This is a genomic window from Streptomyces sp. NPDC059875 (genome assembly GCF_042731085.1).
Classification (GTDB): Bacteria; Actinomycetota; Actinomycetes; order Streptomycetales; family Streptomycetaceae; genus Streptomyces.
Genome location: NZ_JBHWJZ010000006.1, coordinates 112,787 through 128,889 on the forward strand (window position 1 = coordinate 112,787; position 16,103 = coordinate 128,889).

Below are 16,103 nucleotides of genomic sequence, written 5' to 3' on the forward strand. Positions count from 1 at the left end.
GGATGATCCGATGGTATTGCGGTTACGGCACAGGGTGACAGGGGGTTTCCCGAAATCGACTTCCCCGGATGCGCAGGGTTATGCGTCAGCCATGCAGCGGGAGTTGGACGACCAGCAGCTTTCCGGCCATGGTCACACCGCCGTCCATGGCGATCGCCAGACCGTCCGCGTACACGTGCGGACCGTCGACGATCGGCCCGGATCCGTCCTCGCCGTCCTCGGTGCCGACCTGTCCGAGGAGGTACGGGATGGGGCTGTGGCCGTGCACGACCCGGCGGCCGCCATAGGTGCCGAGCAGCTCCTGGACGGCCTGGGGGCCTGCGTCGTCGCGGAACGCGAAGCGCTTGGTGAACTTCCGGAACAGGTCCCAGACCTCGTCGGCGTCGTTCCGGTTGAGGATCTCGTGGACCGTGTCGTTGACGTCCTCGATGGTGCTGCCGTACTCGAGGTAGGCGGTGGTGTCGGAGTGCATCAGGAGGTGCCCGTCCTCCTCCACCACGGCGTCGAGCCGGGACATCCACTGGAGGTGGACGTCCTGGAGGCGGTCCATGTCGTGCTTCTGGCCGCCGTTGAGCAGCCAGGCGGCCTGGAAGGTGGCGGTGCCCGCGCCGGAGTTGACCGGGGTGTCGGCGAAGCGCTTGGCGCCGATCAGGAGCAGCTCGTGGTTGCCCATCAGGGCCTTGCAGTAGCCGCCGGCGGCCGCGGCCTCCGCGGACAGGCGCATGACGAGATCGATGACGCCGATGCCGTCGGGGCCGCGGTCGGTGAAGTCGCCGAGGAACCAGAGGCGGGCGTTGCCGGCGGCCCAGGCGCCGTTCTCGTCGATGAGGCCCTGCTCGCGCAGGGCGGCGATGAGCTCGTCGAGATAGCCGTGGACGTCGCCGACCACGAAGAGCGGGCCGGGGCCGTCGCCGGCCGGGGCGGGCGCGGGGGCCGGGACCGGGTCGACGCGGACCTGCACCGTGTCACCCCGATTGATGACGGGGAGGTCGCGCTCGGTGGGGGTGTAGCCCTCGGGCAGGTCCTCGTCGGGGAACGCGTTGCCGGGGTGGCCGGTCGCGACGGCGACGATGGAGGACATGCCGCCGGCGAGGGGGAGATGGAGGGTGGGGTCGAGCGGCCCGACGGGGGCGCCGGCGTCGACCAGCCGGACGGGTGCACCGAGGTCGGGAAAGGCACCGGGCTCGAGGGGAGCGCCGGGTTCGACCGGGGAGCCCGGTTCGGTGAAGGTGCCCGGTTCGAGCGGGGCGCCGGGTTCGGTGAAGGTGCCCGGTTCGAGCGGGGCGCCGGGTTCGGCGAAGGCGCCCGGTTCGAGGCGAGCGCCGGGTTCGGTGAAGGCGCCCGGTTCGAGGCGAGCGCCGGGTTCGGTGAAGGCGCCGGTCGAGCCGTCCGGGGTTCCGGGGGGAGGCTCGGTGGCATGGCCCTGCACGGGCACGCGGGCGTACGGCGGTACGCGGAAGTCACGCAATGTCGCCGTCCGCACCACGGGTTCCTGCCCGGCCCCCTGAGTCATCGACCCCTCCACCACCGTCGCGATGCCCTGCACATCGCGGACCGGCCTGGTCGGGGTGGTCCGCGGTGTCGTGCGCCCATCATAGGAATGAGGGTCCGCCTGTGTGACGCACCAGGGGTGGTGAATCCGGGTCCACTCCGGGTTCACCGGTTGTTTCGCCCGAATTGAGAAGGTCCAGGCCAGGGTCGGGACCGGGCCGGGCTGGGTTTGGGCCCTGCCCGGGCCGGATTCCGGCGCGTACTGGTCGGTGTCTAGTCCTTCGAAGGTGACCGGGGCGGGCTGACCGTCGTGCGCGGCGAACGCCTCTGGGAGGACGTCCGGACGATGAGCTCGGTCGGTATGACCTGCTCGACCGGTCCGTCGGTGTCGATCCCCTCGATGGCGTCGATGAGGAGCTGGACGACGGCCGTGCCGATCCGGCGGGGCTTGAGCGAGAGCGTCGTGATGGGTGGTTCGGTGTTGGCGTACACGGTCGACTCGCTGCAGCAGACCAGCAGCAGGTCCTCCGGGACGCGCAGTCCGTAGCGGCGGGCTGCCGCCAGCAGATCGGTCCCGTTGGGGTCGAAGAGTCCGTAGACGGCGTCGGGTCGGTCGGGGCGGGCGAGCAGCCGGTCGGCCGCGACGGCGCCCGCGCACGGATCGTGCGCCGGATAGCACTCGTAGACGGGGTCCTGTCCGACCCGCTCGCACCAGTTGAGGTACGCGGTGGTGGACAGGCGGGTGTACGTGTCGGTGGTGGTGCCGGTGAGGAGGCCGATGCGGCGGGCGCCGGCGTCGGCGAGGTGGTCGAGGAGGTCGAGTACGGCGGCTTCGTGGTCGTTGTCGACCCAGGCGGTCACCGGGAGGGTGCCGGCGGGGCGTCCGTCGGAGACGACGGGCAGGCCCTGGCGGACGAGTTCGGTGACGACCGGGTCGTGGTCGGAGGGGTCGATGACGACGGTGCCGTCGAGGGCGACGTTCGACCAGACGTCATGGCGGGAGGTGGCGGGCAGGATGACCAGGGCGTAGCCGCGCGCGAGCGCGGCGGATGTGGCGGCTCTGGCCATCTCCGCGAAGTACGCGAATTCGGTGAAGGTGAAAGGTTCATCCCCGTAGGTCGTCACGGTCAGGCCGATGAGGCCCGACTTGCCGGTACGGAGCGTGCGGGCCGCCGCGGATGGGCGATAGCCCAGCCGGTCTGCGACCTCGCGGACGTGGCGGCGGGTGGCGTCCGGGAGCCGGCCCTTGCCGTTGAGCGCGTCGGAGACAGTCGTAATGGAGACCCCGGCGGCGGCGGCCACATCCCGGATGCCCGCTCGCCCCTGCCGGCTTCCCCGGGTCTGTGCCCGGCTCACCTGGTGCTTCCCTGCTGCTGTCATGGCGAGCCGATAGTAGGGCGAGGGCGGGTGGTTGGGCCGGTCGCATATTCACTCGTTGACAGGCACGTTTCTGCATGATCAAGACCGCCCAATTGCCTGGGAAAGCAAGGGAGTTAGGGGTGCTCTTGTGTGATCCAGGGTTGTCGACCCGCATGGGCCTGCCAAGGAGACGATGTCTCGAAGAGGTCTCAACTCACCTCTACGGGGGATGCGCGCCACGGCGCCCGCCACCGGCGCACGCCACCCGAGCCCGCGCTCCCTCCGTCGTCCACAGCTTGTCCCACCCGTTGTCCACAGCCCATTCGCAGCGGAGGCGAATCCTCATAAGGTGAGGAGTATTGGTGGTACGGACGGTCGAGGAGGACCACAGTGAGCTCAGTGAGCGAGACCGGCGGGACGAGCGCGGGCAGCCCGAAGCTGCGCGCCGTGCTGGACGGCATCCCCACCTACAAGCCGGGCAAGCCGGCCGCCGCGGGCGGTGCGGTCGCCTTCAAGCTGTCCTCCAACGAGAACCCGTATCCGCCGCTGCCGGGCGTGATGGAGAGCACGCTGGCCGCCGCCTCGAACTTCAACCGGTACCCGGACATGGCCTGCACCGGTCTGATGGAGGAGCTCGCCGACCGTTTCGGCGTCCCCGTCTCGCACCTGGCCACCGGCACCGGCTCGGTCGGCGTCGCGCAGTCGCTGCTCCAGTCGACCTCGGGCCCGGGCGACGAGGTCATCTACGCCTGGCGGTCCTTCGAGGCGTACCCGATCATCACGCAGATCAGCGGGGCCACCTCGGTGCAGGTGCCGCTGACCGACGGCGAGGTGCACGATCTCGACGCGATGGCCGAGGCGATCACCGACCGGACCCGGCTGATCTTCGTCTGCAACCCGAACAACCCCACGGGCACGGCGGTGCGCCGGGCCGAGCTGGAGCGCTTCCTCGACCGGGTGCCCTCCGACGTCCTGGTGGTGATCGACGAGGCGTACCGCGAGTTCGTCCGCGACGCCGACATCCCGGACGGCATCGAGCTGTACCGGAACCGTCCGAACGTCGCCGTGCTGCGGACGTTCTCCAAGGCGTACGGCCTCGCCGGGCTGCGGGTCGGCTTCGCGATCGCCCATGAGCCGGTGGCGGCGGCGCTGCGCAAGACGGCGGTGCCGTTCGGCGTGAGTCAGCTGGCGCAGGACGCGGCGGTGGCCTCGCTGCGGGCAGAGGACGAACTGCTCGGGCGGGTGGGCTCGTTGGTGGCCGAGCGCGAGCGGGTCCATGCGGGGCTCGTGGCCCAGGGCTGGACCGTGCCGGACACCCAGGCGAACTTCGTCTGGCTGCGGCTCGGTGAGCGGACGATGGACTTCGCGGCGGAGTGCGAGCGGCACGGCGTGGTGGTGCGTCCGTTCGCGGGTGAGGGCGTGCGCGTCACGATCGGTGAGTGCGAGGCGAACGACCTGTTCCTGAAGACGGCGGAGGGCTTCCGCAAGGAAGGCTGATCAGTCTGGTGGCAGTGGGTCGAGGGCGGCCGGTCAGCCCTCGACGCGCTCGACGCGGATCGGGTCGCCGTCCCTGACGGTGGCCAGGACGCGCGGATCGCCGTCGAGCGAGCCCAGGAGGTTGCACGGGCTCGCCAGCCGGCATTCGGAGCCCCGGGATATCGGGGTGGGGCCGTAGGGGAGCGCGAGTGCGTCGCCCTCGGTCCAGAAGGCGACCGTGCCCGGCTCCACCACCTGCTGCGCGTCGGCCTCGACCGCGGTGGAGACCGGAGTGTCGAAGTAGACCTCCTCGCCCCACGTCCGGGCGGTGGAGGAGATCGGGAGAGCCCCCACGAGCGCCTTGCTCGTGGGGGTTTCGTCGAGGGTGGCCGTGGTGTGTCCGGCCGGCCAGGAGATACGAATCCGAAGGGTCATGCCCCCGATTCAACAATATGTTGAAGGTCGGGGGAAGGGGTGACCTTCGAGTAGGGGTACCCCGGTCTTACGTACGGATTTCGTATGAGCCATAATGCTTGTGAATGTGAACGCGTTCACAAGCGTGTCCCTGTTCCTCCCTAAATGGGTGGGATTAAGGGGGCAAACTGCCGACGTGACCACGCGATGTAAGGAGAAGACGTGGACCTAGCTCTGGCGCCGGAGACTCTGGCGCGATGGCAGTTCGGCATCACCACCGTCTACCACTTCCTCTTCGTCCCCCTGACGATCTCCCTCGCCGCTCTCACCGCCGGGCTGCAGACCGCCTGGGTGCGTACGGAGAAGGAGAAGTACCTCAAGGCGACGAAGTTCTGGGGCAAGCTCTTCCTGATCAACATCGCGATGGGGGTCGTCACCGGCATCGTGCAGGAGTTCCAGTTCGGCATGAACTGGTCCGACTACTCGCGCTTCGTCGGCGACATCTTCGGCGCCCCGCTGGCCTTCGAGGCGCTGATCGCGTTCTTCTTCGAGTCCACGTTCATCGGCCTGTGGATCTTCGGCTGGGACAAGCTCCCCAAGAAGATCCACCTGGCCTGCATGTGGATGGTGTCGATCGGCACCATCCTCTCCGCGTACTTCATCCTGGCGGCCAACTCCTGGATGCAGCACCCGGTCGGCTACCGCATCAACGAGGAGCGGGGCCGGGCCGAGCTCACCGACTTCTGGCTCGTGCTCACCCAGAACACCGCCCTCACCCAGTTCTTCCACACCATGACGGCCGCGTTCCTGGTCGGAGGCGCGTTCATGGTGGGCATCTCCGCCTTCCACCTGGCGCGCAAGAAGCACGTCCCGGTGATGCGCACCTCCCTGCGGCTCGGCCTGATCACACTGATCATCGCCGGGCTCGGCACGGCCATCAGCGGTGACCTGCTCGGCAAGGTCATGTTCAAGCAGCAGCCGATGAAGATGGCCGCCGCCGAGGCGCTCTGGGACGGCGAAGCGCCGGCGCCGTTCTCGGTCTTCGCGTACGGCGACGTCGACAAGGGCCACAACACGGTGGCCATAGAGATCCCGGGACTGCTGTCCTTCCTGGCGAACGACGACTTCAGCTCGTACGTCCCGGGCATCAACGACATCAACAAGGCCGAGCAGGAGCAGTTCGGCCCCGGCGACTACCGCCCGAACATCCCGGTCGCCTACTGGGGCTTCCGCTGGATGATCGGCTTCGGCATGGCCTCGCTGGCCATCGGCATGGTCGGCCTCTGGCTGACCCGCAAGAAGTTCATGCTGTCGCCGGGGATGCGGACCGGTGAGGACGAGGTGCCGAATCTGGTCCTGTTCAAGCGGAAGGCGCTCAGCCCCCGCCTGGCCAAGTGGTACTGGATCGTCGCCCTCTGGACGATGGCCTTCCCGCTGATCGCCAACTCCTGGGGCTGGATCTTCACCGAGATGGGCCGCCAGCCCTGGGTCGTCTACGGCGTGCTGCGCACCAGGGACGCGGTCTCCCCCGGTGTCTCACAGGGCGAGGTCCTGGCTTCGATGACCGTCTTCACCCTGCTCTACGCCGTGCTCGCGGTGATCGAGGTCAAGCTGCTGGTCAAGTACGTCAAGGCCGGACCGCCCGAGCTCACCGAGGACGACCTCAACCCGCCCACCAAGATCGGCGGGCACGACCGTGACCCCGACCGGCCCATGGCCTTCTCGTACTGAGGCACAGGAGATCGAGGCATGGAACTCCACAACGTCTGGTTCGTACTCATCGCCGTCCTCTGGATCGGCTACTTCTTCCTCGAGGGCTTCGACTTCGGTGTCGGCGTCCTGACCAAGCTGCTCGCCCGCGGCCGCGCCGAGAAGCGGGTCCTGATCAACACCATCGGTCCCGTCTGGGACGGCAACGAGGTGTGGCTGCTGACCGCCGGCGGCGCGACCTTCGCGGCGTTCCCCGAGTGGTACGCGACGCTCTTCTCCGGCTTCTACCTGCCGTTGCTGATCATCCTGGTCTGTCTGATCGTGCGCGGTGTCGCCTTCGAGTACCGGGCGAAGCGGCCCGAGGAGAACTGGCAGCGCAACTGGGAGGAGGCCATCTTCTGGACCTCCCTGATCCCCGCCGTGCTGTGGGGCGTCGCCTTCGGCAACATCGTGCGCGGTGTGAAGATCGACGGAGAGATGGAGTACGTCGGCACCTTCTGGGACCTGCTCAACCCGTACGCGATCCTCGGCGGCCTGGTCACGCTCGCCCTCTTCACCTTCCACGGGGCGGTCTTCGCGGCCCTGAAGACGGTCGGGGACATCCGGGCCCGGGCCCGGGCGCTCGCGCTGAAGCTGGGTCTTGTCACGGCCGCCCTCGCGCTCGGCTTCCTGATCTGGACCCAGGCGGACAAGGGCGACGGCGGGAGCCTGGTCGCCATGCTCGTCGCCGTGGTGGCGCTGGTCGGGGCGATCGCTGCGATCAAGGTGGGGCGCGAGGGCTGGTCGTTCGCGCTCTCGGGCATCACGATCGCCGCGGCCGTGGCGATGCTCTTCCTGACGCTCTTCCCCAATGTGATGCCGTCTTCACTCAACCCCGAGTGGAGCCTTACGGTGACGAACGCGTCGTCGAGCCCGTACACGCTGAAGATCATGACGTGGTGTGCGGCGATCGCGACACCCCTGGTGCTGCTCTACCAGGGCTGGACCTACTGGGTGTTCCGTAAGCGGATCGGCACCCAGCACATCGCCGACGCCGCTCACTAGTCGCTCACTAGTAGGGAATGTTTCACGTGAAACCGATCGATCCGCGTCTGCTCCGGTACGCCAGGGCCACCCGTCTCTTCCTGACGGCCGTGGTGGTTCTCGGCCTGGCCGGGGCGGCGCTGGTCGTCGCCCAGGCGATGCTCATCGCCGAGGTGGTGGTGGGGGCCTTCCAGAAGGGCCTGTCGGTTTCCGACCTGACCACGCCGCTACTGCTGCTCGCCGGAGTCGCGGTGGGGCGGGGGCTGGTCTCCTGGCTGACCGAGCTGGCCGCCCACCGAGCGAGCGCGGCGGTCAAGTCCGAACTGCGGGGCCGAGTGCTGGCGCAGGCGGCCGCGCTGGGACCGGGGTGGCTCAGCGGACAGAAGGCCGGCTCGCTGGCCGCGCTGGCGACCCGCGGAGTGGACGCGCTCGACGACTACTTCTCGCGCTATCTGCCGCAGTTGGGGCTCGCGGTGGTGGTTCCCGTGGCGGTCCTGGCGAGGATCGTCACCGAGGACTGGATCTCGGCGGCGGTCATCGTCGTGACCCTGCCGCTCATCCCGCTCTTCATGATCCTGATCGGCTGGTACACCCAGGCCCGGATGGACCGGCAGTGGAAGTTGCTGTCCCGGCTCTCGGGACACTTCCTCGATGTGGTGGCCGGGCTGCCGACCCTCAAGGTGTTCGGACGGGCCAAGGCGCAGGCCGAGTCGATCCGCGCCATCACGTCGGAGTACCGACAGGCGACGATGAAGACGCTGCGCATCGCGTTCCTGTCGTCCTTCGCCCTGGAGTTGCTGTCGACGCTGTCGGTGGCGCTGGTCGCGGTCGGCATCGGCATGCGGCTGGTCCACGGAGACCTCGACCTGTACACCGGTCTGGTCATCCTGGTGCTGGCGCCCGAGGCCTATCTGCCGATCCGGCAGGTGGGGGCGCAGTACCACGCGGCTGCGGAGGGGCTGGCCGCCGCGGAGGAGATCTTCGAGGTCCTGGAGACCTCGGTGACGGAGCATGGCACGGGCGCGGTTCCGTCCTCGCCGCGCATCGCGCTGGAGAACGTGACCGTGCGGCACGCGGGGCGCACGGAACCCTCGTTGGACGCGGCCTCGCTCGTCGTGGAGCCGGGCGAGACGGTGGCCCTGGTGGGCCCGAGCGGGGTGGGCAAGTCGACGCTGCTCGATGTGGTGCTCGGGTTCACCGCGCCGGAGGCGGGCGGCTCCGTCCGCGTCGGGGGCGTGGAGCTCGGTGCGCTGGACGTGGAGGAGTGGCGGTCGCGGATCGCCTGGGTGCCGCAGCGTCCGTACCTCTTCGCGGGCACCATCGCCGAGAACGTCCGCCTGGCCCGGCCGGACGCCTCCGACGAGGCGGTTCGCGAGGCGCTCCGAAACGCCGGGGCCGACGCGTTCGTGGCGGACCTCCCGGAGGGCGTCGAGACGCTGCTGGGCGAGGAGGGCGTGGGCCTCTCCGCGGGCCAGCGTCAACGCCTCGCCCTGGCCCGGGCGTTCCTCGCCGACCGGCCACTGCTTCTTCTGGACGAGCCCACGGCCGCGCTGGACGGCGAGACGGAGGCGGCCGTCGTCGACGCGGTGCGCCGTCTCGCCGCCGGCCGTACGGTGCTTCTGGTCGTCCACCGCCCGGCGCTGCTCGCGGTCGCCGACCGCGTCGTGACCCTGGCACCCGCCGCCTCCCCCTCCGGGGACGGCGCGGCGCCGCAGTCGGGCGGACGCCCCGCACCCGGTGGCGCGGGCGCGGTGTCGGCTGCGGTGCACGCCACGCCCGGCGGCCCGGGCGCGACCGTCGACCCCGCCGATCTCGTCGCGGCCGGCGAGCGCGAGACGCTCGCCGGGGCGCCGTCCGGTGCGGACCGCCTGGACGCAGCGGGTGGGCAGACGCCCGCACCCGCCGGTCCCGGAGCGGGCGGCGCGCGCGGCGCGGCGACGAGTCCCGGCGGGAGCGCCGTCTTTCGGCGCGTACGCGCCATGGCCGGCGAGCTCCGGGGACGGATGGGGCTCGCCCTGCTGCTCGGAAGCCTGGCACTGGGCTCCGCCGTCGGGCTCATGGCCGTGTCCGGGTGGCTCATCTCGCGGGCATCCGAACAGCCGCCCGTGCTCTATCTGATGGTGGCCGTCACCGCCACGCGGGCCTTCGGCATCGGGCGGGCGGTGTTCCGGTACGCCGAGCGGATCGTGTCCCACGACGCCGTGCTGCGGATGCTCGCGGAACTGCGGGTCTCGGTCTACCAACGCCTGGAGCGCATCGCCCCCGCCGGGCTGCGCCGCACCCGCCGAGGCGACCTGCTCTCCCGACTCGTCCAGGACGTCGACGCCCTCCAGGACTACTGGCTGCGCTGGCTCCTGCCCGCGGGCGCCGCGCTCGTCGTCGGCGCAGGCTCCGTCGGGTTCACCACCTGGCTGCTGCCCGAGGCAGGCGCCGTGCTCGCCGTGGGTCTGCTGACCGCGGGTGCGGCCGTCCCGCTGCTGAGCGGCGCCCTCGCGCGCCGCGCCGAACAACGGCTGGCACCCGCCCGCGGCGCGCTGGCCGTCACGGTCCTCGACCTGCTGCGCGGCTGCGCCGAACTGACGGTCGCCGGAGCGCTGAAGGGCCGTATCGAGCGGGCCAGGGCCGCCGACCGTACGCTCACCGCCATCGCCTCCCGCCAGGCCGCCGCCACCGCGCTCGGAGCCGGTCTTTCCGCACTCGCCTGCGGAGTGACGGTCGCCGCCGCCGCGTTCGTCGGCGTCCAGGCCGTCCGTGACGGACGCCTCGACGGCGTGACGCTCGCCGTCGTCGTCCTCACCCCCCTCGCCGCCTTCGAAGCCGTCACCGGCCTCCCGCTCGCCGTCCAGTACCGCCAGCGCGTCAAGCGCAGCGCCGAGCGGGTGTACGAAGTGCTCGACGCCCCCGCACCCGTACACGAGCCCGCACAGCCCGCCACACCCCCGCAGAGCCCCTTCCCGCTGGAGGTCGCCGGCCTCTCCGCCCGCCACGCGGGGCAGGAGCGGGAGGCCCTCAGCGGCTTCACGCTCACCCTGGAGGCCGGACGCCGGGTCGCCGTCGTCGGCGCCTCCGGATCGGGAAAGACCACCCTCGCCCACGTGCTGCTGCGCTTCCTGGACGCCGACGCCGGCTCGTACCGGCTCGGGGGGACGGAGGCGGCGGAGCTCAACGGCGACGACGTCCGCCGCTTCGTCGGACTCTGCGCCCAGGACGCCCACACGTTCGACAGCACCATCCGCGAGAACCTGCGCCTGGCGCGCATCGGCGCAGAAGACGACGAACTGCGCGCCGCGCTCGGCCGCGCCCGGCTCCTCGACTGGGTGGACGGGCTGCCGGACGGCCTCGACACCCAGGTCGGCGAGCACGGCTCACGGCTCTCCGGCGGTCAGCGGCAGCGCCTCGCGCTCGCCAGGGCGCTCCTCGCCGACTTCCCCGTCCTCGTCCTCGACGAACCGGCCGAGCACCTCGACCTGGCCACGGCGGACGCGCTCACCGACGACCTGCTGCTGGCCACCGAAGGCCGCACCACCGTCCTGATCACCCACCGGCTGCGCGGCCTCGACGCCGTCGACGAGGTGCTGGTCCTGGACGAGGGCCGCACCGTGCAGCGCGGGCCCTACGCCGAGCTCGCGCAGGCCGAAGGCCCCTTGCGCCGGATGCTGGAGCAGGAACGGGAGAGCGATCTCCTGCTCGCCCCGGAGAGAACGACGGGCCACCCGACTTTTCTCGCCAAATAGGACTTACTAGGCTCAAGGCCATGACCGCCGCCGTGCCCGACGTCCCCGACCCCCTGGAAGCCGCGACCCAGGCCACCCGCAGCCTCCAGGGCCTGTCCACGGAGCTCACGGCACGGGTGCCACAGCTCCTCGAGGCCATGCGCTCCGTCGGCACGGGACTCGAACTCCACTCGACCCTCGACCGGATCTGCGAGACAGCCGCCGAACTCGCCGACGCACGCTACGCCGCGATCGGTGTCGTCGACGAGGAAGGCGAGGGGCTCTCCGACTTCGTCACCTACGGGGTCGACGAGGACGTCGCGCGCCGGATCGGGCGGCGCCCCGACGGCCACGCGGGGCTGCTCGGCGCGCTGATCCGCGACCCCGAGACGATCCGGCTGGCCGACCTGTCCACCGACCCGCGCGCCGCCGGTTTCCCGCCGGGACACCCTCCGATGCGGACCTTCCTCGGCGTCCCCATCCGCGTCCAGGGGGAGATCTTCGGCAACCTCTACCTCGCCGAGAAGAACGGCGGCGGCGAGTTCAGCGACTACGACGTCCACATGGTCCGCGTCCTCGCCACCGAGGCCGGGATCGCCATCGGCAACGCCCGCCTCTACGAAGCCGCCCGCCAGCGCGAGCGCTGGATCGACGGCTCGGTGGCCGTCACCACCGCCCTGCTCTCCGGCGGCGACGCGGACGACGCCCTCGCCGTGGTCGCCGAACAGGCCCGCCGACTCGCCGACGCGGCCGCCGGGATCGTGCTGCTGCCCGCCCAGGACGGCGGCCTGGAGATCGTCGCCGTCTCCGCCGACCGGCCGAGCAAGTCGCTGGGCGTGGTGATCCCACCCGAGAGCACCGTGGTGGAGCGGCTGCTGGAGGGCGAGGCGGTCTTCGTGGACGACGCCTCCGGCGACCCGCGCATGATCAGCCGACTGGCGGGCCAGTACGGACCGAGCATGCTGCTGCCCCTGCACAGCGGCGGCAAGGTGCTCGGCGCGCTCGCCATGCCCCGCACACGGGGCGGTCGCCCGTTCACCGAGACGGAGCGGACCCTGGCCACCCAGTTCGCCTCCCAGGCCGCGCTCGCGCTGATGATGGCCGACGCGCAGCGCGACCGGGAGCGGCTCGCCGTCTACGAGGACCGCGACCGGATCGCCCGCGACCTGCACGACCTCGTCATCCAGCGGCTGTTCGCCACCGGGATGATGCTGGAGAGCGCCCAGCGCAAGTCGATCGTGCCGGCGGTGCGCGAGGGCGTCGGCAAGGCCGTGGATGAACTGGACGTGACCATCCAGGAGATCCGTACCGCGATCTTCGCGCTCCAGCAGGGACCCGCCGAGGCCCCGTCCGGGCTGCGCACCCGCGTCCTGCGGGAGATCAACATGGCGGCCGTGCCCCTGGGCTTCAAGCCCGCGCACCGCTTCCTCGGCGCGATCGACTCGACCGTCGGCGACCTCACCGGCAAGAACCTCATCGCGGCTCTGCGCGAAGCCCTCTCCAACGCCTTCCGGCACGCGGAGGCCACCCGGATCGAGGTCGTCGTCGACGCGGGAGCCGCACTGCCCGACGGCACCGCCGGGGTCCGGCTCTCCGTCGCGGACGACGGGGTCGGCATCCCGGAGGGCGGCCGGCGCAGCGGACTGCGCAATCTGACCCGGCGCGCCGAGTCCCTGGGCGGATCGAGCTGGTGCGGTCCGGGGATCGGAGAGGACGGCGGGGGTACGACGGTGGTGTGGCAGGCCCCGCTGTAGCCGCCGGGCCCGTCAGGCGTCGTCGACGGTGCCCGCGAGGATCCGTTCGATGACGACGGCCACGCCGTCCTCGTTGTTGGCGACCGTATGGCCGGAGGCGGCGGCGATCACGTCCGGGTGGGCGTTGCCCATCGCGTACGAGCGGCCCGCCCAGCTGAGCATCTCGATGTCGTTGGGCATGTCGCCGAAGGCGACGACCTCGTCGGCGGAGATGCCCCGCTCGGCGCAGAAGAGAGCCAGGGTGGACGCCTTGGAGACGCCGAGGCCGCTGATCTCGAGGAGCGCGGTCGGGCTGGAGCGGGTGAACGAGGCCAGATCCCCGGCGGCCGCCCGGGCCGTGGACAGGAAGGCGTCGGGGTCGAGATCCGGGTGCTGGGCGAGCAGCTTGAGCACCGGGGCGGCGGCCCCGGGCTCCTCCTCGAAGAGGAGCTTCTCCGCGGTGGCGACGGTCGCGCCCGGGTCGAGGAAGAAGGGCGGGTACTGCGGCTCGTAGTGGATGCCGGTGGTGAGCTCGACCGCGAACGAGGTGCCCGGAGCGGCGGCGCGCAGTGTCGTCACGACATCGAGCGCGACGTCCCGCTCCAGCGGGCGCACCTTCAGGAACGTTCCGCCCGCGTGCAGATCGACGATGGCCGCGCCGTTGGCGCAGATCGCCATGCCGTGGCCGTGGACGTGGTCGCTGACCACGTCCATCCAGCGGGCCGGACGGCCGGTGACGAAGAAGACCTCGATCCCGGCCCGCTCGGCGGCGGCGAGCGCCGCGACCGTGCGCTCCGAGACGGACTTGTCGTCACGCAGCAGGGTGCCGTCGAGGTCGGTGGCGATCAGCCGGGGGGCCGGGGCGGCAGGGCGCGGGGAGTGGGGTGAGGTCACCGATCCATTCTTCCGTACCGCGTGCACGGGCGTGCGAGGGGGCGCACATCTGAGAGGGACGATTCTGTCCGTTCCCGTCGCACCTGCCCCGGCCGCCACGGCGACCGCCGCCCCGGCCGCCACGGCGCGTCCGCCGCTCCGGTCTCCTTCGCGGCACCGGGCTCCGGCGCCGCTCCGGCTCCCGGGTCAGCCGAGCTGTGCGACGGCCTCGGTGGCGATCTTCTCGAAGACGGCCTGGTCGGCCGCGAAGCCCGAGTCGGGGACGGGCCAGTGGATCACGATCTCGGTGAAGCCGAGCTCCTGATGACGGCCGGCGAAGTCGACGAAGGCATCCAAGGACTCCAGCGGCCGCGCGCGGTCCGGGGTGAAGCCGGTGAGCAGCACCTTGTCCAGCTCGGCCACGTCCCGGCCGAGGTCCGCGCACGCCTTGCCGAGCTTCTCGGCCTGGCCGCGGATCGCCTCGAACGACTGCTCGGGCGTGCCCTCCTCGAACAGCTTCGGGTCGCCGGTGGTCACCCACGCCTGCCCGTGGCGCGCGGCGAGCTTCAGGCCGCGCGGGCCGGTGGCCGCCACGGCGAACGGCAGCCGCGGGCGCTGGACGCAGCCGGGGATGTTGTGGGCCTCGTGCGCGGAGTAGTGGGTGCCCCGCTCCGTCACCACGTCCTCGGTGAGCAGCCGGTCGAGGAGTGGCAGGAACTCGCCGAACCGGTCGGCCCGCTCCTTCGGGGTCCATGCCTCCTGGCCGAGCACGGTGGCGTCGAAGCCGTTGCCGCCCGCGCCGATGCCGAGCGTGACCCTGCCGCCCGAGATGTCGTCCAGGGAGATGAGCTCCTTGGCGAGCGTCACGGGGTGCCGGAAGTTCGGCGAGGTGACCAGGGTGCCCAGGCGCAGCCGCTCGGTGGCCGTCGCGGCGGCGGTGAGCGTGGGCAGCGCGCCGAACCAGGGGCCCTCGCGGAAGTTCCGCCAGGACAGGTGGTCGTAGGTGTAGCCGGCGTGGAAGCCGAGCTCCTCGGCCCGCCGCCAGCGCTCGCGTCCGCCGTCGTGCCAGCGGTGGACGGGAAGGATCACGGTACTCAGGCGCAAGGTCATGCACTCGAGCCTACGACGGTCTCGGGGGACTCTCCCGTCGCCCGGTGGCGGAGGGCGGTGCCCGCGGGGTGGCCGGGCAGCCGCCGGCGGCGGGCGGCGTACGTGGCCCGGGTCAGCGGACCCGCCGGCTCAGCCAGGTGCTGAGCGAGCCGTCCAGGACGAGTTCCTTGTACGTCTCGTCGCCGGGGAGGGGGACGACCAGCCACCAGCCGGGAGGGAAGAACCTGCCCTTCACATGGGCGAGCCCGCCGTGGACGGAGCGCAGGAAGGCGGGGACGGAGTCGCGGGGGATGTCCTCGAACGCCACCCCGTCGACGGTGATCTTCGCGTCGTCCTCGGGGAAGAGCTGGACGCTGACCGGGGGCGAGCCGCCGAGCTCGACGAACGCCTCGTGCGGAAGCGAACCGTCCGGGTCGAGGACGGTGAAGACGCCGGAGGACGTGCGGCGGGAGGTCTGGTCCGCACCGATGTCGTCGGTGACGGTCATCTCCAGGTTGTACTCGTGGGCGATCTCGCGGATCGCGGCGACGGCCGACTCGGTGGTGGGCAGGTGCGGGTGTCCCATGGCAACGATCATGCCTCGCCGCCGGCCCGGCTGGATCGGCCGTGAGGTCGAGATCTCGGCCGGGGAGGCTCAGCCGGGAAAGCGGAGGAACTCCGGGGGGACGGTGTCCGTCAGCCAGACGCCGTTGGCGCTGACGTGGAAGACGTACCCGGCCCGGTGCATCGCCCCGGCGTCGACGCTCAGGACCACCGGGCGGCCGCGGCGAGCGCCGACCCGGGTCGCGGTCTCGCGGTCGGGGGAGAGATGGACGTGGTGGCGGGCCATGGGGCGCAGGCCCTCGGCCCGGATGGCGTCCAGGCGGGCGGCGACCGTACCGTGGTAGAGGAACGCGGGCGGCTCGGCGGGCGGAAGGTCCAGGTCCACCGTGACGGTGTGGCCCTGACTGGCCCGGATCCGTGTTCCCTCGATCGCGAAGCGCTTCTTGTCGTTGGCGGCGACGACATGGTCCAGCTCGGCGCGGCTGATCGGGAATCCGTGCGCGGCCGCCGCCCGCAGGAGGGTGTCGATCTCGGTCCAGCCGTTGGCGTCGAGGACCAGTCCGATCCGCTCGGGCTGATGGCGCAGATGCTTCGAGAGGTACTTCGACACCTTCACGGTGCGTCTCTCGTCCATCGGTCTGTTCATGGCGACAGGATG

General features: G+C 71.2%; 12 protein-coding genes. 5 read left to right on the forward strand and 7 right to left on the reverse strand.

Annotated elements, in window-relative coordinates:
• Positions 1 to 85: 85 nt before the first annotated feature.
• A complete protein-coding gene (locus ACFV9D_RS09615; RefSeq protein WP_385143471.1) occupies positions 86 to 1,513 on the reverse strand; it encodes a metallophosphoesterase in 1,428 nt (475 codons plus the stop codon).
• A gap of 251 nt (positions 1,514 to 1,764) precedes the next feature.
• Positions 1,765 to 2,871 (reverse strand): LacI family DNA-binding transcriptional regulator, encoded by a 1,107-nt coding sequence (locus tag ACFV9D_RS09620; protein WP_385143473.1) that lies wholly within the window; start codon positions 2,869 to 2,871, stop codon positions 1,765 to 1,767.
• A gap of 378 nt (positions 2,872 to 3,249) precedes the next feature.
• Here ACFV9D_RS09620 and hisC point away from each other — a divergent pair, with 378 nt between their 5' ends.
• Positions 3,250 to 4,347 carry a histidinol-phosphate transaminase gene (gene hisC / locus ACFV9D_RS09625; RefSeq protein WP_385143854.1) on the forward strand — a complete coding sequence of 366 codons (1,098 nt, stop codon included), beginning with the start codon at positions 3,250 to 3,252 and terminating at the stop codon, positions 4,345 to 4,347.
• Between the two features lie 33 nt (positions 4,348 to 4,380).
• Here the strand turns inward: hisC and ACFV9D_RS09630 are convergent, their stop codons facing one another.
• Positions 4,381 to 4,761: a cyclophilin-like fold protein gene (locus ACFV9D_RS09630; protein ID WP_385143475.1), complete on the reverse strand. Its 381-nt coding sequence runs from the start codon at positions 4,759 to 4,761 to the stop codon at positions 4,381 to 4,383.
• A 201-nt stretch (positions 4,762 to 4,962) separates the two neighbouring features.
• On the opposite strand from ACFV9D_RS09630, the gene ACFV9D_RS09635 reads away from it, so the two are divergent.
• From ACFV9D_RS09635 to ACFV9D_RS09650, 4 genes are read left to right on the forward strand one after another with little or no spacing between them, the layout of a single operon-like run.
• On the forward strand, positions 4,963 to 6,471 hold the full coding sequence (locus ACFV9D_RS09635; RefSeq protein ID WP_385143477.1) for a cytochrome ubiquinol oxidase subunit I: 1,509 nt from the start codon (positions 4,963 to 4,965) through the stop codon (positions 6,469 to 6,471).
• 18 nt (positions 6,472 to 6,489) lie between these two features.
• Positions 6,490 to 7,494, forward strand: coding sequence for a cytochrome d ubiquinol oxidase subunit II (cydB, locus tag ACFV9D_RS09640; protein WP_385143479.1), 1,005 nt, complete (start codon positions 6,490 to 6,492; stop codon positions 7,492 to 7,494).
• Positions 7,495 to 7,520: 26 nt separating this feature from the next.
• Positions 7,521 to 11,207, forward strand: a complete 3,687-nt coding sequence (cydD, locus tag ACFV9D_RS09645) for a thiol reductant ABC exporter subunit CydD (protein ID WP_385143481.1) — start codon at positions 7,521 to 7,523, stop codon at positions 11,205 to 11,207.
• Positions 11,208 to 11,227: 20 nt separating this feature from the next.
• A complete protein-coding gene (locus ACFV9D_RS09650; protein WP_385143483.1) occupies positions 11,228 to 12,940 on the forward strand; it encodes a GAF domain-containing sensor histidine kinase in 1,713 nt (570 codons plus the stop codon).
• A 12-nt stretch (positions 12,941 to 12,952) separates the two neighbouring features.
• On the opposite strand, the gene ACFV9D_RS09655 is transcribed toward ACFV9D_RS09650, so the two are convergent.
• From ACFV9D_RS09655 to ACFV9D_RS09670, 4 genes are all read right to left on the reverse strand, one after another.
• A complete protein-coding gene (locus ACFV9D_RS09655; protein WP_385143485.1) occupies positions 12,953 to 13,813 on the reverse strand; it encodes a Cof-type HAD-IIB family hydrolase in 861 nt (286 codons plus the stop codon).
• Positions 13,814 to 13,999: 186 nt separating this feature from the next.
• Positions 14,000 to 14,902 (reverse strand): LLM class flavin-dependent oxidoreductase, encoded by a 903-nt coding sequence (locus tag ACFV9D_RS09660; RefSeq protein WP_385143487.1) that lies wholly within the window; start codon positions 14,900 to 14,902, stop codon positions 14,000 to 14,002.
• A 112-nt stretch (positions 14,903 to 15,014) separates the two neighbouring features.
• Positions 15,015 to 15,467 (reverse strand): hypothetical protein, encoded by a 453-nt coding sequence (locus ACFV9D_RS09665; RefSeq protein ID WP_385143489.1) that lies wholly within the window; start codon positions 15,465 to 15,467, stop codon positions 15,015 to 15,017.
• A gap of 69 nt (positions 15,468 to 15,536) precedes the next feature.
• A complete protein-coding gene (locus ACFV9D_RS09670; protein ID WP_385143856.1) occupies positions 15,537 to 16,079 on the reverse strand; it encodes an RNA 2'-phosphotransferase in 543 nt (180 codons plus the stop codon).
• Between the last annotated feature and the right edge of the window lie 24 nt (positions 16,080 to 16,103).

What these genes read in the sequence shown, in the direction of transcription:
- ACFV9D_RS09665 (WP_385143489.1), bottom strand. Translation starts at nt 15,467, where the DNA reads ATGGGACACCCGCACCTGCCCACCACCGAGTCGGCCGTCGCCGCGATC.
- ACFV9D_RS09650 (WP_385143483.1), top strand. Translation starts at nt 11,228, where the DNA reads ATGACCGCCGCCGTGCCCGACGTCCCCGACCCCCTGGAAGCCGCGACC.
- ACFV9D_RS09630 (WP_385143475.1), bottom strand. Translation starts at nt 4,761, where the DNA reads ATGACCCTTCGGATTCGTATCTCCTGGCCGGCCGGACACACCACGGCC.
- ACFV9D_RS09620 (WP_385143473.1), bottom strand. Translation starts at nt 2,871, where the DNA reads ATGACAGCAGCAGGGAAGCACCAGGTGAGCCGGGCACAGACCCGGGGA.
- ACFV9D_RS09670 (WP_385143856.1), bottom strand. Translation starts at nt 16,079, where the DNA reads ATGGACGAGAGACGCACCGTGAAGGTGTCGAAGTACCTCTCGAAGCAT.
- cydB (WP_385143479.1), top strand. Translation starts at nt 6,490, where the DNA reads ATGGAACTCCACAACGTCTGGTTCGTACTCATCGCCGTCCTCTGGATC.
- ACFV9D_RS09660 (WP_385143487.1), bottom strand. Translation starts at nt 14,902, where the DNA reads ATGACCTTGCGCCTGAGTACCGTGATCCTTCCCGTCCACCGCTGGCAC.
- ACFV9D_RS09615 (WP_385143471.1), bottom strand. Translation starts at nt 1,513, where the DNA reads ATGACTCAGGGGGCCGGGCAGGAACCCGTGGTGCGGACGGCGACATTG.